The sequence below is a fragment of the Myxococcus sp. AB056 genome, from assembly GCF_006547365.1.
Taxonomy (GTDB): Bacteria; Myxococcota; Myxococcia; order Myxococcales; family Myxococcaceae; genus Myxococcus; species Myxococcus virescens.
Window position 1 is genome coordinate 1 of the sequence record NZ_VHLB01000016.1, and the last position, 21,441, is coordinate 21,441.

Here is a 21,441-nt window from a genome sequence, read left to right on the forward strand (position 1 = left end):
GAAGAGCACGCTGGGGGCCTTGTGGGCGCAGGCGGGCGGGCAAGTGTTGTCCGATGAGCTGGTGGCCGTGTGGCCGGAGCCCGGCCAGGGCTGGCGGGCGGCGGGGACTCCGTGGAACGTGGGGCAGGCCGCCGAGGCGGCGCTGAGCGCGGTGGGGACGCTGGCGTGGGACGGCGTGTCGCGGTGGGAGCCGCAGGCCGCTGGCGACGTCGGACGGATGCTGCTCGTCAATGCCCTGCTGCCCGAGGCGACGCCCGTGGGGCGAGGTGGGCTGCTTGGCGCGGCGGGACGGTTGCTGTCGGAGGTTTCGCCCGTGCGGTTGGTGTTCGCGCGTGATGCGTCCGCGGCGGCGGTGATTCAGGGAGCGTTGGCGAATGGGTGAGGGTGGAGCGCAGCGGCTACTGTTGACGGTGATTGCCGGGCCGACGGCGTCGGGGAAGACGGCGCTGGCGATTGCGCTGGCTCAGCGTGCTGGTGGCGAGATTGTCAGCGCGGACTCGCAGCAGGTGTACCGTCACTTCGATATCGGCACGGCGAAGCCCTCCGAGGAGGAGCTGGCCGCGGTGCCTCATCACCTGGTGTCCGCCGTGGACCCGATGGAGGCGTTCTCCGCTGTCGAGTACCAGCGCCGTGCGGACGCCGTCATCGCGGAGATTGCCGCACGCGGCCGGCCTGTCTTCGTCGTGGGCGGCACCGGGCTGTACTTGCGCGTGTTGCTTCACGGTGTGCTCGAGGCGCCCGGGGCCTTGCCGGAGTTGAGGGCGGAGCTGGAGGCGCTGGCGGCCGGTGAGGGGCGCGAGGCGGTGCATCGGAGGCTGGCGGAGGTGGACCCGGAGACGGCGGCGAAGCTTCCTCCGCAGGACCTGGTCCGCGTCATCCGGGCGCTGGAGATTCATGCGCAGACCGGCGTGCCCGCCTCGGCGTTCCGGAAGGCCCATGCCTTCGCGCCGGACCGTTACCCCTTCCAACTGTACGTCCTGTCGCCACCGCGCGACGTGCTGTACGGGCTCATCAACACGCGCACGCGGATGTTGTTCGAGCGCGGGCTCGTCGAGGAGACCCGCGAGCTGCTGGCGCGGGGGTACGCCGATGCGGCGCCCATGCGCAGCGTGGGCTATGTGCAGGCGCGCGCCGTCGTTGAGGGGCGGATGACGCGCGAAGAGGCCATTCACGACACCGCGCAGGAGACGCGCCGCTACGCCAAGCGGCAGTTGACGTGGTTCCGGAAGGAGCCCGGTGCTGTCTTCCTGACTCCCCCGTACGAGGCGGCGCTTCCGCTCGGCGGCTGTTGCTCACCCTGACGGCCCGGAGGCCGGGGCGGGCAGGGGACGGAGCGGCGTCAGCGAGCGTTGTCGGCCCCAACGCGGGGGCCCAGTTTGGCGATGGATGTGCCGGGTTCCTTTGTCGCCTGCCGACAGGCGGGCGAGACGCGAGGCGGCTCGGCCTCCGAAGTGCACTCGCTTCGGGAGCAGTCACCATGGCCTTCACCGATGAACGCAAACCGGAAATCCTGACCCCTGACTCGAGGCCGAGGGTGACCTCGGCGGCCTGGGGCGGCCCCTTCATCATGGGGATTTTGATGACGCTGCTGGGGATTGTCGCGCTGGGGGCCGCCTTCTTCACCAGCCTGGTGTCGGCCATCCTCTTTGGCGCGATGCTGGCCGCGGCAGGCGTCATGGAAGTCATCTCCGCCTTCCGGACGCGCAAGGAGGGCGGGCCGTTCTGGCTGTACCTGCTCAGCGGCATCCTCTCCGTCGTCGTGGGTCTGTTCGTCCTCGTCTACCCGGCGGCGGGACTGGGGGCCATGACCCTGCTGCTGGCGGGCTACTTCTTCGCCAGCGGGCTCTTTCACGCCGTCACCTCGGTGATGGACCGCTATCCCCGGTGGGGCTGGGACTTCTTCTACGGCGCCGTGTCCATCTTCCTGGGCATCGTCGTGATGCGGCAGTGGCCCATCTCCGCCGTCTGGCTGGTGGGCACGCTGGTGGGAATCGGCATCTTCTTCCGGGGCGTGGCGCTGATGGCGGGCGCCCTCACCGTGCGCAAGGTGCTCCGCTCGGGCGGTCCGACGACGCCTGCCTCCATCTCCCATTGACGGGCAGGCGGCCAAGGGCACCGGCTCCCGTCCAGGGCGGACACATCTCACGTGTCCCCCTGGATTGGCGCTTGCCATGCCCCGCGCAGGCGCGGCAGCGTATGTGCCTCGCGACAATATGATCGACTACGACCCGCACCGTTGGTGGAGCTACTTCCATTACCTCCGCGGTTCCATGGTCCGCGAGATTGTGGCCCGGGTCCTCGTCTGTGTGTTGTGGGCCGTGGGTGTCACCGCGGTCCATCATCACACCAGGCCCCTGGACATCCCGGCCACGGTGCACACGCTGGCGGGCATCTCGCTCAGCTTGTTGCTCGTCTTCCGGACCAACGCCTCCTATGACCGCTTCTGGGAAGGCCGGAAGCTGTGGGGCGGCATCGTCAACGAGACGCGCAACTTGGCCCGTGCATCCAGCGTCTTCATGCGTCGGGACGACGGGCTCTACGGCACGCTGCTGCGGTGGATCAGCGCCTTCCCCTATGCCGCCGCCGCGTCACTGCGGGGGGAGCGCGACCTGGGCCCCGTCGCCTCCGAGCTGCCGCGAGACGAAGCGGACGCGGTGCTGGGCAGCCAGCACGTCCCGCTCGCGGTGTCGCAGAAGATGTCCGCCGTGCTCGATGAGGGCCGGCTGCGGGGCTACTACCCCGAATACGTCCAGATGCAGCTCGACCAGAATGTCCAACTGCTCATCGACTACATCGGCGGCTGCGAGCGCATCCACAAGACGCCCATGCCGTTCGCCTACATGATGCACCTGCGGCGAGCGTTGATCGTCTACTGCTACACGCTGCCGTTCGCGCTGGTGGATTCGTTCGGCTGGATAACGGTGCCGGCCACGTTCGTCGTCGCCTACGTCTTCTTCGGCATCGAGGAGATTGGCGTGGAGATCGAGGACCCGTTCGGCCACGACGACAACGACCTGCCGCTGGAGCGGATCTGCGAGACGATCCGCGGCAACCTCAAGGCGTTGATGCCCGGGAGCGCCGAGGCCATCCACGCCCCGGTCTCCGTGGTCGCCATTCCCGGCGGTGGTCAGGACGCGTAGCGGTCCGCGGCCGGCTCGCGCGTGTCGTCCGCGGCGTGCGGCGAGGGCGCGGGCTCCAGGACGGGGACCCGGCCGGTGAGGATGCGCAGCAGCCGGTCTGGGTCCACGGGCTTGGGCAGGAAGGCCTCCGCCCCCGCGTCCAGGGCCCGCTGCCGGACATGCGGCCGGTTGAGGCCACTCATCACCAGCACGCGGGTGTTCCGGGTGAGGGGATGCTGCTTCAGGCCCTCGGCCAGCCGCAGGCCATCCACCCAGTGCAGCACCACGTCCAGGAGGATGGCCGTGGGCGGCCGCCGGGCCACCGCGCAGAAGAGGGCCAGCTCGTCGGCGAAGGACACCACCGTCGCTCCGGTGCTCTCCAGCAGCGCCGTGAGCGCCTCGCGTGCGTCCGGGTCGTCATCCACGACGTAGTAGAGGTCCGGCTCCAACTCCGGCACCACCGAGGGCACCGGCTCCACCGTGGTGCGCAGCCAGGAGCCCACCAGCTCCTTGAGTCCCTGCCAGCGCGCGGCGCCCAGGAGCGCGATGGGCGAGGGGCCGCTCAGGCCCAGCACCCCGCCGCCGAAGGTGCCACCCAGCGTCCGTCGCCCCTTCGCCCTGATGAAGGCCTCCGGCGCTCGAGGCCCCGCTCGGCGCAGCCAGGTCATCGTCCGGGCTCCCGCGGCGGCGTCCTCCAGCATTTCGCCCAGGCCCTCGCGCACGTAGCGGCGCTCCAGGAGGCTCGTGTCCAACCCGCCGTCGAGCAGCGCCACCGCCGCGCGGCTGCACGAAGCCAGTGTCTCCGACAGTCCCACCTGGAGCGGGTGGCCGAAGGCCGCGGGCCCTACCGCGAGCTGCCCCGGCGCCACCAGCGTCCGGCCCGGTCCGTAGGGCAGGCGGGTGGTCTCCAGGGCCGCCAGCTCGAAGCCTTCCTCCACCAGTCCGTCACGCGCGGCCATCATCAGCACCTGGCACAGGTCCGCGGGCGTCACCGCCGGCCCGAAGGCCAGCGCGTACACCGAGTTGGCGCCAGGCAGCAGGAACAGGCCATCGACCGTTGGCAGGGGCGCAATCCACAGCCGGGCCACCGGAGCCAGCTCCAGCCGAGGCGAAGCGTGGCGCAGGCGGGCCTGCACCGCCGGGATGGTGGGGGCAGGGCGGAAGCCCTTGAAGAAGGCGTCACCCATCAGCGGCCCGGCGCCCGAGGCCAGCGCCACCGCATGAAAGCGATCGCCACTGCCCTGGGCGCGCACCACCAGCGAGCCCGCGCCGCGCACGGAGGCGGGCGCATCCGGCGCGGGGGCCTGCCGCTCCACGCGCTCGACGTGGCGGGGAAGGAAGCGGGCGCCCTGGGCGCTGGCCGCGGTGGCGAGCACGTCCCGCACCTGCTCCAGGCCGCCGAGCCCCTGGGGCCAGCCGTCCACCACCCAGAGGCCACCGGGCGTGGAGGACAGCAGCTCGCGCCGGCCCTCGGCGATGATTTCAACGCCGCGCAGCTCATGGGAACGCCATTCGGAGGGGATGCGGCAGCCCAGCGCGGCCAGGCGTGAGCGGCATTCCGGCGTCAGCACCGCCGGCGGGGCGGTGCGCTCCTGAGTTCCCCCGGAGTAGACGCGCACGTCCAGCGCCAGCCCGCGAGCCCTCCCGTTGAAAAGGAGTGAGGCGGCAAGCCCCGCTCCGGCAATGCCGCCTCCCACCACCGCCACCCTCGAACCTGTCGCCAGTCTGTTCCCCAGCATCATCCGCGCCCTCGCTGCTGCCCCGCCGTTGCCTGCCTCACCTCGCCCCGTTCAGTGCCGCTGCGCCGGAGGCGAATTCGCGGGCCGGCCGAACACGACGACCCGATCCCGCCCCTCGCGCTTTGCCTCGTAGAGGGCCGCGTCCGCCGCCTTCATCAGCGACTCGGTGTCCTCGCGGGGCCCTTCGAAGGTATGGTCGGCGATGCCCACGCTCACGCTCAGTCCGAAGGGGGCAGGGCGGCCGTCGCTCTTCTGGACGCCGACGGCGCGCAGCCCGGTGCGGATGCGCTCGGCGAAGACGGCTGCTTCCAACGCCGTCTGGTGCGGCAGCAGCGCGACGAACTCGTCTCCACCGAAGCGGGCCGCGAAGTCCGACTCACGCAGCTCGTGCTTCAACTGGGTGGCCAGCGCGAGAATCGCCCGGTTGCCCACGTCATGGCCCATGCCGTCGTTGATGGCCTTGAGGTGGTCCAGGTCGATGATGACGACGCTCAGCGGGTACTGGTAGCGCTGGGCCCGGCGGAACTCTTCTTCCATCCGGATGCTCAGCGCCCGGAAGTTGGCCAGCCCCGTGAGGCCGTCCGTCTGCGCCAGGATTTGCAGCCGGCGCTGCTGCTCGCTCTGGCGCAGCGCCCGGTCGATACGGGCCAGCAACTCCCGCGCGCTGGCCGGCTTGTGGATGAAGTCCACGGCGCCCATCTCCAGGCAGCGCTCCAGCGTGGCCTCGTCCGCGTCGCCCGTCAGGAAGATGACGGGCACGGCTTCGGTGCGCGACTCTCGCTGGAGCATTTCGAGCACCGCGAGCCCGTCTCCGCTGGGAAGGAACCTGTCCAGGAGGATGAGGTCCGGGCGGTGCTCCCGCGCCAGCTCCAGCCCCTCATCCGAATCCGGAGCGGCGAGCACGTCGAAGCGTACGGCGAGCAGGTCTACGAGGCTCTCGCGGACCTGTGCGTCATCTTCGATGATGAGCAGAAGGGACCGCTCGGAGGTCCGGCCGCGCCGTTCCATGCACCACTCCGCTTCACTCGGCTGCTGCGAAATGGCAGGCCGAAAGTCTCGGGTGCCACGCCCTGCCGTGTGCTCCCAACGCCCCTGCGCCCCACGCGCACCCGCCGCCGCCCGGTCCTGCAAGCACACCCCAACGCCCACAACCTTCACCCGAGACCTCCGGCTGCCAAGCCTGTCAGGCTCCGCGAGACGAGGCCTTTCCCCGTCATCCGTGAGCACGGTGCGGGAGCAAGCACCATGCCCTTCGGTGGGGGAGGGCAGTCAGAGTGTTTCCGGGCGGTTGCGCACCCTCTGCGTCGCCCTGTTGTACAGGGTCGGAAGACGTTGCAGCGCGCTGAGGGGCAAACCGGTAGATATTCCCGTGCGCGGGCGGACGCTCAATGGCCGCGCGACGGGTCGCTAACGTCGGGTGCTGAACTGCATGCGGCGGCCGCCCATGGGGGGCATGACCGGCGGCGGAGCCTCGAGCCCGAACTGCCACCACGTGGGCTCGTACGGCTTCATCTTCAGGCGCTTGTCGTTCTGGAGCTGGGCGAGGCTGCCCTTGAGCTTCTCGTCCTTGGGGTTCTGCTCGACGCCCCGGGCGAGCACGCGCAGCGCGCCGTCCTTGTCCTTGTTCTGCATCAGGCACCAGGCATAGGCCGCCCAGACAATGGACTCCTTCTTGCCGCTCTTCGTGGCGGACTCGAACGCCTTCTTCATGGCGTCGAAGTCCTTGCGCTGGAAGTACAGGGCGCCTTCCATGGCCTTGGCCATGTAGTTGCGGCCGCTGCCCTTGGCGAAGGCGGCCTTGGCGCCCTCCTGGTCCTTCACCATGTACTTCAGCATGCCGATCTGGGAGTGCAGCTCCGGACCGACCAGGAACTGCCACTTGTCGTAGACGAGCCCCTGTTCCAGCGTCTTCACCGCCCGGTCCACCCGCGCCTGGGCGTCCTTCTGGCTGGTGGGCTGGGACTGGAGGTCCTTCTGGACCACCGTCATCAGCGACTGGACGCGGCTGGCCACCCGACGAGCGAGCACGATGTAGGTGCCGACGAGGGCCAGGATTCCGGGGACGAGCCCCGCCCAGATGGAGAAGCCGGCCACCTTCACCAGGAGCGCGACGGCAATTCCCACACCGAGGGAGATGAGAAGGTTGTACATGGGGGGCCCCTCTTAGCGATGTGCGTGGATCACCGCAATCTTCGGATGCACTTGGTACCAAGTCGCGGTATACGTCTGCTCGTCGCGACAGCAGGGGGCCCTCTGTCGAAATTGGTAGACGAGGCGGACTCAAAATCCGCTGCGGCTGACCCCGCGTCCCGGTTCGAGTCCGGGGAGGGCCATCATCCGAAGGGCAGGACCGGCGAGGTGGTCTTCCGCTGGAAGCGCCCGGTCCTGATAAAGGACAGGCTCCAGCAGGTAGGGGCGGCGGAGGTCCCCCGTTAATGAGGGTGTTGCTGGTCGAGGATGACGCGAGCCTGCGGGAAGGCATGGGCGAGCTCATCTCGGAGCTCGCGCAGGTCCACGCGGTCAGCACCGGGGAGGAAGCGGTCGCGGCCATCGAGGCCGAGCGCTTCGTCCTGGTCATCAGTGATCTGCGCATCGCCGGAGGCGAGCTGGGCGGCCGGACGGTCGTCGAGGCCGCCCGGAAGCGTCATCAGGCGGTGGCCATTGTCAGCGCCGCGACGCCGGACGAGGTGATCCAGGCCGTCCAGCCCCAGGTGGCGGACGCCATGCTCCTCAAGCCGTTTCAGATCGACGACATCTACGCCCTGGTGGAGCGCTTCATCGCGCTGCGTCAGGACGTGGAGCAACTGGCCACCCAGGGGCAGCGGCCTGCCGCGAGCGCCTGGTCGCCTTGGGGCGCCCACGTTCAGATCGCGCGGGAAGACGCGCTCAGGGCAATGTGGGTGTCCGTGACGGCCGGCGGCGACTTCGGCTGGACGTTCCACCCGACGCCCTCGGGCGTGGGGGTTCAGGTGGTCGAAGGTGTCCTCGAAGTGGACGACGTGTCGTACTCGGCGCCCGGGTATTTCTTCCTGGGGGCCGGGCAGGCGCCTCGGATGCGCAGCTCGGAAGGCTGCCTGGTTGTGGCTGTGGGACTGAAAGGGCAGGGCTGAGGCACGTGGATTCCGTCTGGCCGGCAACGCCCGTAGACCCGGACCGCCTGGGTCGTCCTTCCCGTCGTGGTGCGACGGCGGCACTCGAAGCGCACATCGCGGTGCTTCGCGGCGAACCTTTGAAGGCCGCACTCGCCAACGCCTTGCGAGAGGCCAATGGCCTGGGCGGCCAGGAGCGGCGCTTCGCCGCCATGGCCGTGCGCGAGCTGTCCCGGCACCAGCGCTTGCTGGACCTGGCGGCCCGGTTGCTGGGCCACACCATGGGCAAAGTGGGGCTGACGGAGGACCAGGCGCTGGTGCGCTACGCCCTCTGGCGCCGCATCTTCTGTGGGGAGGGCTGGGCCCGCATCGGTCCCGAGGTCCGGCTGCCGGGGCCCGTGCGTCCGCGCACCATCAAGGACGACCTGCTCCAGCGCGTGGTGGAACAGCCGCTGCCTGAGGCGCCGCTCCCGGAGTCCCAGATGGAGCGGCTGGCCATTCGCTACTCGTTCCCCAACTGGTTGGTGCAGCGTCTGGCCCAGGTGTACCCGGAGGATGTGCTGGAAGGGCTGCTGGCGTCGCTCGATGAGGAGCCGTCGCTGCACTTCCGCGCGCGGCCCCCGGGGACCCGGGACGCGGTGCTGGCGGCGCTGAAGGAAGAGGGCGTCAACGCCGAACCCGTGGCGGCGGCGCCGGATGCCGTGCGGGTGACGGATTCCAGCCACCGCGTCTTCGAGACTCGGATGATGAAGTCCGGCCGGCTCCAGGTGCAGGACGTGGGCAGCCAGCTCATCTCCGAGTTGTGCCGTCCCCGGGAGGGCTCGCTGGAGGGCTTCACCGTGGCGGACGTGTGCGCCGGCGCGGGCGGCAAGACGCTGGCATTGGCGGACTTCGTCGGGCCCCGGGGCAAGGTGCTGGCCGGGGACCGTTCGCGGCGTCGGCTGGCCGAGGCGCGTGAGCGCGTGCGCCACTTCTCGCTCCGGCAGGTCGCCTTTCCGCATCCGCTTCCGCTGTCCGACGCGGACGTCCTTCTGATCGATGCGCCGTGCAGCGGCACGGGCTCCCTGGCGCGCGAGCCGGATCAGAAGTGGAAGCTCACTGCTCAGGAAATCGCCAAGTACCAGGCCACGCAGTCTGAGTTGCTGGATGAGGTGTCACGCCAGGCGAAGCTGGGTGCACTCATCGTCTATGCGACTTGCTCGGTGATGCCAGAGGAGGACGAGGCGGTGGTGGAGGCCTTCCTCGCGAAGCATCCGGACTTCACGCTGGAGCCGGTCGAGGACGTACTCGGCGCGGAACGGGCGGCGCTCGCCGCGCAGGGGCCCTATCTGAAGGCGTTGCCTCCCAAGGTTCCCGGGGGAGGATTCTTCGCGGCCCGGCTGCGGAGGACAGGGGCGGGGCCGGGTTGACAGGCTCCGAGAACGCACGCTACGCAATCGTTGATTTCTCAAGGAGTGTGACTGACTTGGCGGCCGACTCGAAGCAGTCCGAGGTGGTGAAGCAGATCAACGAGGCCTTCCAGGCGGCGCAGGACCGGTTGGCCCAGCTTCGCGAGGCCGTGGAGCGCAACACGGACCTGGCCCGGGCGAACGCTCGCACCACCGTGTTGAAGGATCAGAAGGAGAAGGCGCTCAAGGAGCTGGGCGAAGCCGTCTGGCGTCAGGTCCAGAAGGGTCGGCTGGACCTTCCGGCGGGTTTCGGCGTCGCGCTCAAGGCGGTGGAAGCAGCAGAGCAGGCGGTCGAAGCCCACGCGCGTGAGCTCACCGACCTCCTCCGGGAAGGGGAGGAAGTGGCGCAGCGGTTGAACGAACAAAAAAACGCACCGCGGCCTCAAAGAGTTCTGGTGCCTGGAGCGAAGAAACGGTAGAAGGCACCCACTTCGCCGGTCGGGCCGCTCCCCAAAGCGGCTCAGCAGCAAAAGACGGGGCTATAGCTCAGCTGGGAGAGCGCTTGAATGGCATTCAAGAGGTCATCGGTTCGATCCCGATTAGCTCCACTCTGAAGTAAAAGGCCCGCCAGGGAAACCTGGTGGGCCTTTTGTTTTGAAGCGGTAGGTTGCACCCAGAGCAAAAGACGGGGCTATAGCTCAGCTGGGAGAGCGCTTGAATGGCATTCAAGAGGTCATCGGTTCGATCCCGATTAGCTCCACTCTGAAATGAAAAGGCCCGCCAGGGAAACCTGGCGGGCCTTTTTGTTTTCCGCCGAGCGGACTACGCCTTGCCGGCGAAGATGGCCATCACGTCCTTGAGGAGCTTGATGGACTCGCCGTGCGGACGCTGGAAGGCGTTGCGGCCCATGATGGAGCCGAAGCCGCCGCCGGCGTTGATCTGCTTGATCTCCTCCAGCAGGGCGTCGGTGCCCTTGGCCTCGCCGCCGGAGAAGATGACGATGCGCTTGCCGTTGAAGGCGGAGCGGACGACCTCGCGGACGCGGTCCGCCAGCGTCTTGGTGGGGATGCCGGCCTTCTCGAAGGCCTTCTTCGCCTCGGCCTGCTCGATGTGGTCCTGCGGCGGCTTCACCTTGATGACGTGGGCGCCGAGCTGGGCGCTGATCTGCGCCGCGTACGCCACCACGTCGATGCCCGTCTCACCCTCCTTGGACAGGTTGCCGCGGGGGTAGGCCCAGAGAACGGTGGGCAGGCCGTAGGACTTGGCCTCGGCGATGATGTCGCGGAGGTCCTCGTACTGCTCGTTGCGCGCCCCGGAGCCCGGGTAGATGGTGTAGCCGACGGCGGTGCAGCCCAGGCGGACGGCGTCCTTCACGGAGCTCGTCACCGCGGACATGGGGTTGGCCACCTTGGCCAGGGTGTCGGAGTTGTTGACCTTGAGGATGAGGGGAATCTCACCCGCGTACCTGCCGGCCACCGCCTCCAGGAAGCCCAGCGGCGCTGCATAGGCGTTGCAGCCCGACTCGATGGCCAGGTTGATGTGGTAGTCCGGGTCATAGCCGGCCGGGTTCGGACCGAAGGAGCGGGCCGGGCCGTGCTCGAAGCCCTGATCCACCGGGAGGATGACGAGCTTGCCCGTGCCGGCCAGCGTGCCGGAGTTCAGCAGCCGGGCCAGGTTGGTCAGCGTGCCGGGGTTGTCAGACGGGTACCACGACAGGATCTGCTTGACGCGATCGGTATGGGGCATGTGTGGGGATCCTCTGTCTCGGGAACAGGCGCAATCTGCTGCATGCGCCACGTCCTACCAACTCCTTTTCGTGCGCGAGTGTCACGGGTTCCACGACAGTGCACATCCCCGGTGCCTTTCGGCGCGGCCGTCCACAATCTCCGGCCGGTGCCGTGGGACGAACAACACCGGTGACGGCCCGCTGCCGAACGGCCATGCTGCGCCGCCGTGAGGTTCTCGGCTCTGGGGAGCTACACAAGGCGGGTTGATGCGCAGACACCTGGATCATGGCGTGACAGTGGCGCTGATGCTCGCGGCGGGCGTTGCCGGAGCGCAGCTCACCCCCGGCTCGGTCGGGACGGGGAGCAGCCCTTCAACCGGCACCGGAAGCACGCCGGCCCCCTCCACGCCCGGCGCTACGCCAGCGCCAGAGGCGCCGGACGTGGGGACGCCGAGCTCTGACGCGCCGACGACGGTGCCTGGCACTGGAGCGCCAGGAGGGACGCGGCCCACGCCGCGCGTGGGGACCGGGGGGCGGGACCTGCCTCCGAGTCCGCCGGGCATCGCGCCCAGCTCGATTGAGGAGACGCCGGGTTCCTCCCAGCGGAGGCAGGCCATTTCACCCGCGCCAGCCCTGGAGCCCTCCTCCGAGGCGGAGCAGGTGAAGGAGGGCGTGACGGGCGCGCCGGACTCGGAGGAGACACCCGCGCGGCGGGCGCCGCTGACGCTGGCGCAGCTGGTGGCGCGGGCTCGCGAGGCGGACTCCCGGGTGGAGGAGGCGACGGCGGAGCTGCGCAAGTTCCAGGCGCTCTATCAACAGGCGCGGTGGGCCTGGTTCCCCAAGTTCGAAATCACCGTGGGCGCGGGAGGCCCCACGCCTGAGGCCCGCAACGACGGCCTGGGTGGACCGCCCACCACGGAGGCCACCTATAAGGGAGACCTGAACTTCGGCCGCGTCGGCGTGACGATGTTCTCCACCGGCAACGCGGTGCTGCCGCTCTACACCTTCGGCAAGCTGACGGCGCTGGAGAAGGCGGGCGCGCAGGGGCCCGTGGTGGGGGCCGCGCTCCGCGAGCGCACGCGCAACGAGGTCGGCTTCCAGGCCGCGCAGGCGTACTTCGGCTACCAGCTGGCGCGGAACGGGCTTCAGCAGATTGAAGAGGTCTCGAAGCGGTTGGAGGACGCTGGCCAGCGCATCGAACGGCTGCTCAAGGAGGACTCGGCCCAGGTGTCCGCGGTGGACTCGTACAAGGTCCGCTTCTTCCGGCAGATTGTCGAAGCGCGCAGGGCGGAGGCCCTGCAGGGGCGCCAGTTCGCGCTCGCCGCCATCGGCCTGCTGGCGAACGTGGGGCCCGAAGACGCCGTGACGGTGGTGGAAGAAGACCTGGAGCTCGAAGAGGACGTGCCGGTGCCCAGCCTGGAGCAGGCCCTGGTGCGCGCGGAGCAGTCCCGTCCGGAATTGACGGCCGTCGCCGCCGGCATCGCCGCTCGCGAGCAGGAGGTCTTCATCCGCGAGCGCAGCTACTACCCGGACCTGGGTCTGGCTGGCTTCTATGATGTGCGCTTCACCACCAGCACCACGCGGCAGCGCACGCCCTTCGCGTTTGATCCCTACAACGACCGCACCGGGGGCGTGGGCCTGGTGATGCGGGGGACGTTCGACATTCCTGTCAAGAACGCGCAGCTCGAGCAGGCCCGCGCGGAGCTGGACAAGCTGCGCGCGCAGGAGAAGCAGATTCGCGCGGGCATCCGCCTGGAGGTCTCCAAGGTGCACGGCGAGCTGGTGGCCGCCTGGAGTCGCGCACGGGCCTTTGGCGAGGCGGAGCGGAGCGCCCGCCGGTGGGTAACGGCCGCCTTCACCGCGTTCGACCTGGGGACCGGTGACACACGTGACCTGGTGGACGCTTTCACGGCCTATGCCCAGGCTTCAGGTGACAAAGGCAAGAGCTGGCACGACGTTCGGGTAGGTATGGCCGCCCTCGCGCGGGTAACCGGGGCGCCGCTGGCTCCGGGTGAATAACCATGCGCTCACCACAGTCTTCCCTGTCGTCCTTTCATCACTCGGAGCCCATTGAATGATTGCGTCCCTGCTAGCCGCCACCCTGCTTGCCGCCGCGCCCGGCCCACTGACGGTCGTCCAATCCGGGAATGCGGACGTGCAGAAGGCAGCCAACGCGCCCGGTGCCACCGCGCAGTCGCTGGCCAGTGTCGTGGAGAAGTTCGTCGACTTCGAGGAGCTGGCGAAGCGTGCGCTGGGTGACAAGACCTGGGCCGGCCTCCAGCCCGCCCAGCGCAAGGAGTTCACCGAGACGATGACGGGCCTGCTGCGCGCGTCCTATGCCCAGAAGGCCCTGGGGCAGGCGCAAGCCCAGGTGAAGTACGGCGAGGAGGGCATCGACGGGAACGAGGCCTCCGTGGGCACCACGGTGACGGTGAAGAAGGACGCCATCCCCGTCGAGTACCGCCTGTACCGCACGTCGGCGACCGGGGCGTGGCGCATCTACGACGTCATCACCGACGAAGTGTCCCTGGTGGACACGTACAAGGGGCAGTTCCGCAAGCTGCTCGCCGACAAGGGCTTCGACGGCCTGCTGTCCACGCTGAAGAGCAAGCGGACGCAGTTGGAGAAGGAGAACGCGGCGTCGGCGCAGAAGAGCGCGGGGCAGACCGCGGTCCCCTGACGCCCAGCGCGGTCCGTGTCGCGTGTCCAGGCCGAGGTACCCTCCAGGGTGCCTCGGCCTTCGTCTTTTCAGCGCCCGCCCGCCTCGCGGTATGCGGCCAGGGTGCCGGCCAGGCCCTGGGCCAGGGGGATGGTGGGCAGGAAGCCCAGCTCCCGATTCGCGCGCTCGGTGGAGCATGTCCACGCGGGGCACCGCATCTCCCGCACCTTGTCTCGGTTGAGGATGGGCACCGTGCCGCGCAGGCGGGCCACGGCTTCCGAGCCCAGCCCCACCACGTAGCTGACCGTCTGCGGCACGGGCAGCACGGCGGGCCGGCCCTTGCCGAGCGCCCCGGCCATGGCCGTGCAGACGTCCTCCCAGGAGTGCTCCACGCCGTCGGACACGGCGTACACGCCGCGTGCCGGGTCTTCCTTCGACACCGTGGGACCGCGATCCGCGGCCGCGAGCAGGGCGGTGCAGAGGTCATCCACGTGGATGAGCGAGTAGCGCTTGGGCCCGAAGCCGCTCTTCAGCGCCAGCCCCAGCTTCGCCATGGGCAGCAGCGAGGGGAGGAACTCCGCGTCACCGGGCCCGTAGACGATGGGCGGCCGGACGATGACGGATGGAACCCGGTCCGCGAACGCCCGTACCGCCTCCTCGCCGCCCAGCTTGCTGCGGCCGTAGATGGACACGGGCGCGGGCGGGTCCTCCTCGCGGCGCGGGCGCTCCGGCGTGGACGGGCCAGCGGCGGCCAGCGACGAGCAGTACACCAGCCGGGGAGGGTGGGGCAGGGCGGCCATGGCCTCCACCAGGCGGCGGGTCCCCTTCGCGTTGCCCTCGATGTAGCCCTCGGGCTCGCGGGACTTGGTGACACCCGCCAGGTGCAGCACGCAGTCCACGTCGCGCACGGCTTCGGCCAGCCCCGCGCCCGTTGTCAGGTCCGCCACCACGAAGCGGGCGCCCAGGCCCTCCAGGGGCCCACGGCGCGAACTGGCGCGCACCATGAGGGTCAGCGTGTCGCCACGCTCCACGATGCGGCGCGCGAGCCGCTGGCCAATGAACCCGGTGCCGCCAGTGAGCAGGAATCGCAAGGAAGACTCCTCGGAGTCGGGCTGTGGTCAGAGCGCGCGCGTGTAGACGCGGTACGTCTTGGAGCGCTGGGCGCCCATGGATTCAATGGCGCGGTTGACCAGGTGGTTGTCCTCGAGCGTCCAGGAGATCTCCCCGCCCACGTAGCCCAGCCGCTTCGCCGTGCGCAGGGTGTCCAGGTACAGGATGGCGTCCAGGCCGCGGCGCCGGTAGCCCTCCTTGATGCCGAGGATGATGAGGCGCAGCCGGTTGATGCGGCGCGAGGCCAGCGCCAGCTTCACCAGGCCGATGGGCAGGCCGAACGTGGTGAGCCGCCCGTTGGCCGCGCGGATGGCCTGGTTGGCATCCGGCACCGTCAGGGAGAAGGCCACCGGCTCGCCCTGGACCTCCGCCATGAGCGCGAGCTCCGGCCGGACGACCGTCTTGAGCTCCTTGGCCAGGTGGTCGAACTCCGCGTCGGTGAAGGGCACGAAGCCCCAGTTCTTCTCCCACGCCGAGTTGTAGATGTCGCGGATGCGCTTCACCTCGGCGTCCAGGTCCTTCATGTTGACCGGACGCACGACGACGCCGTCGCGCACGCGAATCTTCTCCGCGATGCGCACCACCTTCTCCGGCGGCTGCGCGGACGACGACAGCTCGTAGGCGTACAGGTCCTTGGCCTTCGTCAGGCCACAGGCCTCCAGCAGCGCCGCGTAGTAGGGCGGGTTGTGCGGCATCATCACCGCGGGCGGCGTATCGAAGCCGTCGATGAGCAGGCCCCAGTCCTGGTTGGAGGACAGGTTGGCCGGCCCCAGCATGGCGTCCATGCCCCGCAGGCGCAGCCAGGTCGCGGCGGACTCCAGCAGGGTCCGGGCGACGCCCGCGTCATTCACGCACTCGAAGAGACCGAAGAAGCCCTCCTTCGTGCCGTGAATCTCCATGTGCCGCGGATTGCGGATGGCGGCGATGCGGCCCACGACGTCCGGACCGCGCCGGGCGAGGAACAGCTCCAGCTCGCCGTACTCGAAGAAGGGGTTCTTCTTCGGGTCCAGGAAGTCCCGGCGCTCCATCTCCAGCGGAGGAACCCAGTGCGGGTCGCTCCTGTACAGGGCGTAGGGGAGGCGGATGAACTGCATCCGCTCCGCCTCGCCGCGGACAGGGGTCACCTGCACGTCCGAGGGCATGGACGAAGGCGCGGGGGTTGGCTCGGCGTGGAGGGCCATGGGCGGTTCAGTTCCGGTCGGAGTGGGCGCCGTTGCGCATGAAGAAGTGAGCGCCCTTCTCCAGCAACAAGCCCGGCAGCTCGCCGCGCTTCTCCCACAGCTTCATCGGTGCGTTGCCCAGCTTCCGCAGGTCCTCCGGCTGGAGGTTGGCCGCGCGCCACGTGAGCTGCTCCACCGCGTCGAACAGGCGTCCGGCCACCTCGCGCGACGACATGCGCGACAGCTGGTCCAGGGTGATGCCGCCCTTGTCCGCCAGCAGGCCGTTCGAGCCCGCGGCCCACTTCTCGCTCGCGCGGTTGGACAGGATGCGAGTGCCCGGGCGGGCAATCTGCACCGGCTCGTAGACGGAGGGGCGCGTCTCCGGAATCACGCCCAGCTTCCGGCCAATGGTCTCGAAGGTGTCGAGCACGCGGTCCAGTTGCGCGTCCGTGTGCGTGGCCATGTACGAGGTGCGGATGAGCGCGTGGCCCGGCTCCACCGCCGGCGGAATCACCGGGTTGGCGAAGACGCCGGCCTCATGCAGCGCGCGCCAGAATCGGAAGCACTTCACCTGGTCGCCGATGTGCACCGGCACCACCGGCGTCACCGACACGCCCGTGTCGAAGCCCATGGCGCGGAAGCCGTTGTGCATCTTCTCCGCGATGTCCAGCAGGCGGGCGCGGCGCTCCGGCTCCGCTTCGATGATCTCCAGCGCCTTGAGCGCCGCGGCGATGGAGCCCGGCGTCATGGACGCGGAGAAGATGACCGAGCGCGCCTTGTGGCGGATGTAGTTGATGACCTCGAAGGGACCGGCCAGCACGCCGCCCAGCGACGCGAAGCTCTTGGAGAAGGTCCCCATGACGAGGTCCGTCTCCTTCTCCAGGTCGAAGTACTCGGAGGTGCCCCGGCCCAGCGTGCCCAGCACGCCCATGGCGTGCGCGTCATCCGTCATCACCCGCGCGTTGAAGTGCTTCGCCAGCTCCACGATGCGGGGCAGGTTGCAGATGTCGCCCTCCATGGAGAAGACGCCGTCGGTGACGATGATCTTGCCCGCGTCCGGATCCGCCTGGGACAGCAGCTGCTCCAGGTGGTCCATGTCGTTGTGGCGGAACTTGCGCTCGGTGGCGAAGGACAGGCGGATGCCGTCCACCAGCGACGCGTGGTTCTGCCGGTCGCTGAAGACGATGTCGTGCCGGCCCAGGATGGACGCCAGCGCCAGGTTCGTCTGGAAGCCCGTGGAGATGACGATGGCGGACTCGCGATTGAGGAACTTCGCCAACCGCGCTTCCAGCTCCTCGTGCAGCGCCAGTGTGCCGTTGAGCAGTCGCGAGCCGGAGCTGGTGGTGCCGAACTTCTCCGTCGCCTTGATGGCCGCTTCCTTCACGCGCGGATCGGCGGACAGGCCCAGGTAATTGTTGGACCCGACCATGATGACGCGCTTGCCTTCGATTTCCACCTCGGTGGCGCCGTGCGACGCTTCGATGGCACGGAAGTACGGATAGAGACCCGCAGCCTTCGCGATACGGTAGTCCTTCCAGTTACGGCACTTGTCGAAGACGTCGCTCATGGGTGATCGGTCTTTCTCTCAGGCTGCGTCGGGAGGCATGGACCGGCCCGGGAGCCTGGGGCTCTCCAGTCGCGACTCCCCCGATTGAAGGAACGTTCCACTTCGGGGATTTCTGCGTCCGGCGGCCTCCCACGGGGGACGCGGGGCCGTGAATAAAGAGGGAGCGCGGCAGTGTCAAGGCAAGCGCCGCGCCATCCATCCCACTGTCGCCACCCGTATCCGGGCTCGCCTTGACAGCACTGAGACTTTGATGGCACCCCGCCGTCTGACACACGGTGTTCTCCAGTCGATATTGGAGCGCAAGGTGTGCATCGCGCTGCACACCTGCCGTGGGCGTGACGCGCCTGGAAGCCCTCCGCTTCACCCGCTGTTCAAGGACGCCGCTGACTGGCCGGGAATTTGCTCGGTCGCCGGTCCCCGAGGAGTCGACGTTGGCCAGGTCACAACGGTGGTTCGAGGGCTTCATCCAGGCCGCGGTTTCGCGCCCCTGGCAGGTGTTGCTGGTGTTCTCACTGCTCGCGCTGGGCGGTATGGCGCTGGCGTCGCGCTTGGAATTCCGCGGGTCGTTCGTGGAGTTGCTCCCGCAGGGATCCCAAGAAGTGCGGGATCTGACACGCGTGTCAGAGAAGGCAGGCGGGGATGGCTACCTGGTCCTCGTGGCAAAGGGAGACACTCCGGAGCGCCTGGAGGCATACGCGGCCGAATTGCAGACGCAATTGGAAGCGATGCCCGAGGTCCGCTACGTCGAGCACCGCTATGACGTGGACTTCTTCCGCCGAAATGCGCTGCTGTTATTGCCCATCGAGCAACTCGCCGCGCTGCGCCAGGACCTGACGGCGCGTGTGCGTTACGAGCGGCAACGCGCCAACCCGTTCTTCTTCGATTTGGGGGGCACGCCGGAGCCGCCGGACTTCGAGGCCATCGCGAAGAAGTACGCGCCGGACGCGCCCATGCGCGCGACGTTGGCCAGCGCGGACGGCACCGAAGTCTATTTGATGATCAAGCCGTCCGGGACGGCCGGGGATTTGGCGTTCGCGCGGCGCTTCGTGGACCAGGCCATGGGCACCGGACGCACGCTCGCGGCGCAGCGCTATCCGGGCGTGACGTTGCAGGCCACGGGCAACTTCCAGGGGCGCATCGAAGAGGACGCGGTGATGCGCGGCGACCTGTCGCGCGCCGGCACGCTGTCGGCGCTCATCGCGGTGGGCCTCATCCTGCTCGCCACGCGGCGTGTCGCGGCGCTGGCCGTGGTCGGCATCCCCGTCATGGTGGGCGTGGTGTTGACGTTCGCGGCGGCGCAGCTCGCCATTGGCCACCTCAACATCGTGACGGGGTTCCTCGTCGCCATCTTGATTGGCCTGGGCATCGAGTACGGCGTCCACCTGTGCATGCGGTACTGGGAGGAGCGGCGCGCGCGTCCGGCCCACGAGGCGATCCTCACGGCAGTGCGCGGCACCTTCAGCGGCGCGGTGACGTCCGCGGTGACGAACGCGGCGGCGTTCTTCGTGCTGCTGCTGGCCCAGTTCCAGGCCTTCAACCAGTTCGGTCTGCTGGCGGGCCTGGGTGTGCTGCTGGCCGTGCTGGCGACGTATGCGATGGCGCCCTCGCTGCTGGCCATCGCGGAGCGGCTGCGTCCGGCCCGCGTGGACGTGGCGGCCGAAGCCACCGCGTCCCAAGTGTCCCAGCCGGAGCGCGCGTGGCGGCGCTGGCCCACGGGCGCCATCGCCGCGCTGGCGCTCGCGGTGGTGGGCTTCGCCGCGTTCTCCGTGTCCGTGGCGCCGCAACTGGGCTTCGAGACGGACATGCGCAAGCTCAAGGGCGAGTCTCCGGCATCGCGCCTGGATGACCGCGTCACCGAGCAACTAGGCCAGCCCCTCAACCCGGCCATCTTCCTGGTGGATGACGTGGCGCAGGCGGCGCAGGTGGAGGCCGTCATCGCGGAGGTGAAGCAGCGCAACGGCGCGGACTCCGCCATCCTCGACTCCGCGTCCCTCAATGACTTGCTTCCGTCCGATATCGAGCGCCGGGAGGCGGAGCTGGCCGCTTTGCGCGAGGCCTTCCAAGGTCTGGAGGACCTGCCCGCGGAGCTTCGCGAGGACGCGCGGCTCCAGGAGTTCCAGCGGATGTTGGAGGCGAAGCCCTACGGTCTGGAGGCGTTGCCGGTGGAGGTGCGCCGGCGCTTCGAGGCCACGGACGGGAAGGGCACCTTCCTGCTCCTGTTCCCCTCCGTCTCCAACTCCGACACCGAGGAGCTGCGGCGCTGGGCCACGCAGATCGACCAGGTGGTGGAGGGCGTGAAGGCGCGCGGCATCGACCTGGCCGTGCTGGACAGCAACCGCATCGCCGCGCGCATCTTCGCGCTGGTGAGCGCGGACGGGCCGCTCATCCTGTGGTCCGCCGCTGCGGTGGTGTTCGTCGTCATCCTGGTGAGCCTGCGCAGCTTCAAGCGCGCGTTGCTCGTCACCGGGCCGCTGTTCCTGGGCATGACGTGCCTGGCGGGTGGCATGTACCTCTTCGACGTCCAGCTCAACTTCATCAACGCGGTGGTCCTGCCGAACCTGCTGGCCATCGCCGTGGACAACTCGGTGCATCTCTTCCACCGGTACGAGGAAGAGGGGCCCGGCTCGCTCGGCAAGGTGGTGCGCCACACAGGGCTGGCGGCCGTGGTGGCCACGCTGTCCAATGCGGCCGGGTATGGCGCGCTACTGGTCGCCAACCACCAGGGCCTGCGGAGTATCGGTCAGATTGCGCTGCTGGGGGTCATGTGCACCTTCTTGGGGACCACGGTCTTCTTCCCCGCGCTGCTCGCCTTGTTGGAGCGGTGGAAGGGGCGCGAGAATGTGGTGGCGGGGAAGGGAGCGGTCGTTCAGAGCCTCGAACTCGGCGATTCTGGCGCGCAAGCCGCGCCGCCGGGGGAGCGTAAGTCGGCGTGAGTTCCTGGGTTTCCCAAAGCGTTCGCGGTGAGGCGGTGCGCGTCCAGCTCACCACCGTGGACCTCATCATCGTCGTGTCCTGCGCGTTGGCTTCGCTGCTCCTGTTGGGGCCGGGCCGGTGGGCGCCGGATGCGCTGCGCTGCGCGGGACTGTTCGCGGTGGTGGGCGTGGGGCCGCTCGTCCTCCGGACGCTGGCCGCGTCGTTCCCGGGGCACCGGTGGATCCATGTCTTCGCAGATTGGTGGCTGCTGCCCACCGCGGTGATGACGCACGGCTGGCTGGCTCCCGTGGTGGACACGGTGAATCCCTTCCTCAAGGACGCGCAGTTGGTGGCGGCCGACCAGCGGCTCTTCGGCGTGCAGGCGGCGGTGGTGCTGTCGCGCGTCGTCCCGGCCTGGCTCAACGACATCCTGATGGTCTGCTACTACGGCCACTTCGTCTGGGCGCTGGTAATGGGACTGGTGCTCTACCGGCGCCCGGGCGGCGCGGAGTACGACGAGTACCTCACCGCGTTGGGGCTGCTCTTCTTCCTCAACTACGCGGCCTATGCGCTGGTGCCCGCGGTGGGGCCTCGCTACTTCCTGGTCGACGCGTTCGATGGGCCACTCCAGGGCACGCTGACGCCGCTGCTGGATTCACTCATGCGCAAGCCGCTGTTCGCGCGTGACTGCTTTCCGTCGGGACACACCGGCGCCACGCTGCTGGTGCTGTATTACGCGTGGCGGTTCTCCCGCCGCGTCTTCTGGGTGATGTTGCTGCCGGGCCTGGGGCTCATCGCGGCCACGCTGGTGGGCCGTTTCCACTACGCCACGGACCTGCTCTGCGCGGTGCCCATGGTCATGGTGGTGACGGGGCTGGCGCTGGGCGTCTCCCGGGCGGCCCGGCAGCGCGAAGTGGCGAAGGACGCGCGTTCCGTGCCGGTGGACGCTATCGTCAGGCCCTGAGCGCCCG

At 69.1% G+C, this 21,441-nt stretch carries 17 protein-coding genes, 3 tRNA genes and 1 pseudogene; 14 read left to right on the top strand and 7 right to left on the bottom strand.

Annotated elements, in window-relative coordinates; translation table 11 throughout:
- The 4 genes and pseudogenes from FMP39_RS09990 to FMP39_RS10005 all read left to right on the top strand — a co-directional run.
- Nucleotides 1-382 (top strand): annotated as a pseudogene (locus tag FMP39_RS09990) (hypothetical protein); the annotation flags it as partial.
- A complete protein-coding gene (gene miaA, locus FMP39_RS09995) occupies nucleotides 375-1,301 on the top strand; it encodes a tRNA (adenosine(37)-N6)-dimethylallyltransferase MiaA (protein WP_141589718.1) in 927 nt (308 codons plus the stop codon). The pseudogene FMP39_RS09990 and the gene miaA, both read left to right, overlap by 8 nt.
- A 176-nt stretch (nucleotides 1,302-1,477) precedes the next feature.
- Entirely contained in the window at nucleotides 1,478-2,095 is a 618-nt protein-coding gene (locus FMP39_RS10000) for an HdeD family acid-resistance protein (RefSeq protein ID WP_194858331.1), read from the top strand.
- A 118-nt stretch (nucleotides 2,096-2,213) separates the two neighbouring features.
- Entirely contained in the window at nucleotides 2,214-3,140 is a 927-nt protein-coding gene (locus FMP39_RS10005) for a bestrophin family protein (RefSeq protein WP_194858334.1), read from the top strand.
- Here the strand turns inward: FMP39_RS10005 and FMP39_RS10010 are convergent.
- The 3 genes from FMP39_RS10010 to FMP39_RS10020 form a co-directional block, all read right to left on the bottom strand.
- Complete coding sequence (locus tag FMP39_RS10010; protein WP_141589720.1) at nucleotides 3,128-4,861, bottom strand: response regulator; 1,734 nt, start codon at nucleotides 4,859-4,861, stop codon at nucleotides 3,128-3,130. The genes FMP39_RS10005 and FMP39_RS10010 overlap by 13 nt on opposite strands.
- A 48-nt stretch (nucleotides 4,862-4,909) precedes the next feature.
- Entirely contained in the window at nucleotides 4,910-5,866 is a 957-nt protein-coding gene (locus FMP39_RS10015; protein ID WP_090492562.1) for a diguanylate cyclase, read from the bottom strand.
- 399 nt (nucleotides 5,867-6,265) lie between these two features.
- Nucleotides 6,266-7,009 (bottom strand): M48 family metallopeptidase, encoded by a 744-nt coding sequence (locus FMP39_RS10020; RefSeq protein WP_141589721.1) that lies wholly within the window; start codon nucleotides 7,007-7,009, stop codon nucleotides 6,266-6,268.
- A 96-nt stretch (nucleotides 7,010-7,105) separates the two neighbouring features.
- Here FMP39_RS10020 and FMP39_RS10025 point away from each other — a divergent pair.
- From FMP39_RS10025 to FMP39_RS10050, 6 genes are all read left to right on the top strand, one after another.
- Nucleotides 7,106-7,191: transfer RNA gene (locus FMP39_RS10025), tRNA-Leu, on the top strand.
- Nucleotides 7,192-7,293: 102 nt separating this feature from the next.
- Nucleotides 7,294-7,968 (top strand): response regulator, encoded by a 675-nt coding sequence (locus FMP39_RS10030; protein WP_141589722.1) that lies wholly within the window; start codon nucleotides 7,294-7,296, stop codon nucleotides 7,966-7,968.
- Nucleotides 7,969-8,069: 101 nt separating this feature from the next.
- Nucleotides 8,070-9,356 carry an RsmB/NOP family class I SAM-dependent RNA methyltransferase gene (locus tag FMP39_RS10035; RefSeq protein WP_141589759.1) on the top strand — a complete coding sequence of 429 codons (1,287 nt, stop codon included), beginning with the start codon at nucleotides 8,070-8,072 and terminating at the stop codon, nucleotides 9,354-9,356.
- Nucleotides 9,357-9,412: 56 nt separating this feature from the next.
- Nucleotides 9,413-9,814 (top strand): hypothetical protein, encoded by a 402-nt coding sequence (locus tag FMP39_RS10040; protein WP_026114128.1) that lies wholly within the window; start codon nucleotides 9,413-9,415, stop codon nucleotides 9,812-9,814.
- A 56-nt stretch (nucleotides 9,815-9,870) separates the two neighbouring features.
- Nucleotides 9,871-9,943: transfer RNA gene (locus FMP39_RS10045), tRNA-Ala, on the top strand.
- Nucleotides 9,944-10,022: 79 nt separating this feature from the next.
- Nucleotides 10,023-10,095 (top strand) — tRNA-Ala (locus FMP39_RS10050).
- Between the two features lie 62 nt (nucleotides 10,096-10,157).
- On the opposite strand, the gene FMP39_RS10055 is transcribed toward FMP39_RS10050, so the two are convergent.
- A complete protein-coding gene (locus FMP39_RS10055; RefSeq protein WP_026114127.1) occupies nucleotides 10,158-11,081 on the bottom strand; it encodes a class I fructose-bisphosphate aldolase in 924 nt (307 codons plus the stop codon).
- A 247-nt stretch (nucleotides 11,082-11,328) separates the two neighbouring features.
- Here FMP39_RS10055 and FMP39_RS10060 point away from each other — a divergent pair, with 247 nt between their 5' ends.
- Entirely contained in the window at nucleotides 11,329-13,080 is a 1,752-nt protein-coding gene (locus tag FMP39_RS10060; RefSeq protein WP_194858332.1) for a TolC family protein, read from the top strand.
- 55 nt (nucleotides 13,081-13,135) lie between these two features.
- The gene (locus FMP39_RS10065) at nucleotides 13,136-13,741 is read left to right on the top strand and encodes a phospholipid-binding protein MlaC (protein ID WP_141589724.1); all 606 of its coding nucleotides are present in this window, start codon (nucleotides 13,136-13,138) and stop codon (nucleotides 13,739-13,741) included.
- Nucleotides 13,742-13,809: 68 nt separating this feature from the next.
- Here the strand turns inward: FMP39_RS10065 and FMP39_RS10070 are convergent, their stop codons facing one another.
- Genes FMP39_RS10070 through FMP39_RS10080 form a run of 3 tightly spaced genes read right to left on the bottom strand, consistent with a single transcriptional unit; the run spans nucleotide 13,810 to nucleotide 17,557 of the window.
- Nucleotides 13,810-14,811, bottom strand: coding sequence for an NAD(P)-dependent oxidoreductase (locus FMP39_RS10070; RefSeq protein WP_141589725.1), 1,002 nt, complete (start codon nucleotides 14,809-14,811; stop codon nucleotides 13,810-13,812).
- Between the two features lie 27 nt (nucleotides 14,812-14,838).
- Nucleotides 14,839-16,011, bottom strand: a complete 1,173-nt coding sequence (locus FMP39_RS10075) for an N-acetyltransferase (protein WP_141589726.1) — start codon at nucleotides 16,009-16,011, stop codon at nucleotides 14,839-14,841.
- A 7-nt stretch (nucleotides 16,012-16,018) separates the two neighbouring features.
- Nucleotides 16,019-17,557, bottom strand: coding sequence for an aminotransferase class I/II-fold pyridoxal phosphate-dependent enzyme (locus FMP39_RS10080; protein WP_141589727.1), 1,539 nt, complete (start codon nucleotides 17,555-17,557; stop codon nucleotides 16,019-16,021).
- A 431-nt stretch (nucleotides 17,558-17,988) separates the two neighbouring features.
- Between FMP39_RS10080 and FMP39_RS10085 the strand changes: the two genes are divergently transcribed.
- Both FMP39_RS10085 and FMP39_RS10090 read left to right on the top strand, forming a co-directional pair.
- Nucleotides 17,989-20,490 carry an RND family transporter gene (locus FMP39_RS10085; protein ID WP_228557847.1) on the top strand — a complete coding sequence of 834 codons (2,502 nt, stop codon included), beginning with the start codon at nucleotides 17,989-17,991 and terminating at the stop codon, nucleotides 20,488-20,490.
- Nucleotides 20,487-21,434, top strand: coding sequence for a phosphatase PAP2 family protein (locus tag FMP39_RS10090; RefSeq protein WP_228557848.1), 948 nt, complete (start codon nucleotides 20,487-20,489; stop codon nucleotides 21,432-21,434). The genes FMP39_RS10085 and FMP39_RS10090 overlap by 4 nt, the downstream gene beginning before the upstream one ends.
- Nucleotides 21,435-21,441: the final 7 nt, after the last annotated feature.

Excerpts from the sequence above, each read along its gene's own strand:
- miaA (WP_141589718.1), top strand. The coding sequence starts at position 375 with ATGGGTGAGGGTGGAGCGCAGCGGCTACTGTTGACGGTGATTGCCGGG.
- FMP39_RS10000 (WP_194858331.1), top strand. The coding sequence starts at position 1,478 with ATGGCCTTCACCGATGAACGCAAACCGGAAATCCTGACCCCTGACTCG.
- FMP39_RS10005 (WP_194858334.1), top strand. The coding sequence starts at position 2,214 with ATGATCGACTACGACCCGCACCGTTGGTGGAGCTACTTCCATTACCTC.
- FMP39_RS10010 (WP_141589720.1), bottom strand. The coding sequence starts at position 4,861 with ATGATGCTGGGGAACAGACTGGCGACAGGTTCGAGGGTGGCGGTGGTG.
- FMP39_RS10015 (WP_090492562.1), bottom strand. The coding sequence starts at position 5,866 with ATGGAACGGCGCGGCCGGACCTCCGAGCGGTCCCTTCTGCTCATCATC.
- FMP39_RS10020 (WP_141589721.1), bottom strand. The coding sequence starts at position 7,009 with ATGTACAACCTTCTCATCTCCCTCGGTGTGGGAATTGCCGTCGCGCTC.
- FMP39_RS10030 (WP_141589722.1), top strand. The coding sequence starts at position 7,294 with ATGAGGGTGTTGCTGGTCGAGGATGACGCGAGCCTGCGGGAAGGCATG.
- FMP39_RS10055 (WP_026114127.1), bottom strand. The coding sequence starts at position 11,081 with ATGCCCCATACCGATCGCGTCAAGCAGATCCTGTCGTGGTACCCGTCT.
- FMP39_RS10060 (WP_194858332.1), top strand. The coding sequence starts at position 11,329 with ATGCGCAGACACCTGGATCATGGCGTGACAGTGGCGCTGATGCTCGCG.
- FMP39_RS10065 (WP_141589724.1), top strand. The coding sequence starts at position 13,136 with ATGATTGCGTCCCTGCTAGCCGCCACCCTGCTTGCCGCCGCGCCCGGC.
- FMP39_RS10075 (WP_141589726.1), bottom strand. The coding sequence starts at position 16,011 with ATGGCCCTCCACGCCGAGCCAACCCCCGCGCCTTCGTCCATGCCCTCG.
- FMP39_RS10080 (WP_141589727.1), bottom strand. The coding sequence starts at position 17,557 with ATGAGCGACGTCTTCGACAAGTGCCGTAACTGGAAGGACTACCGTATC.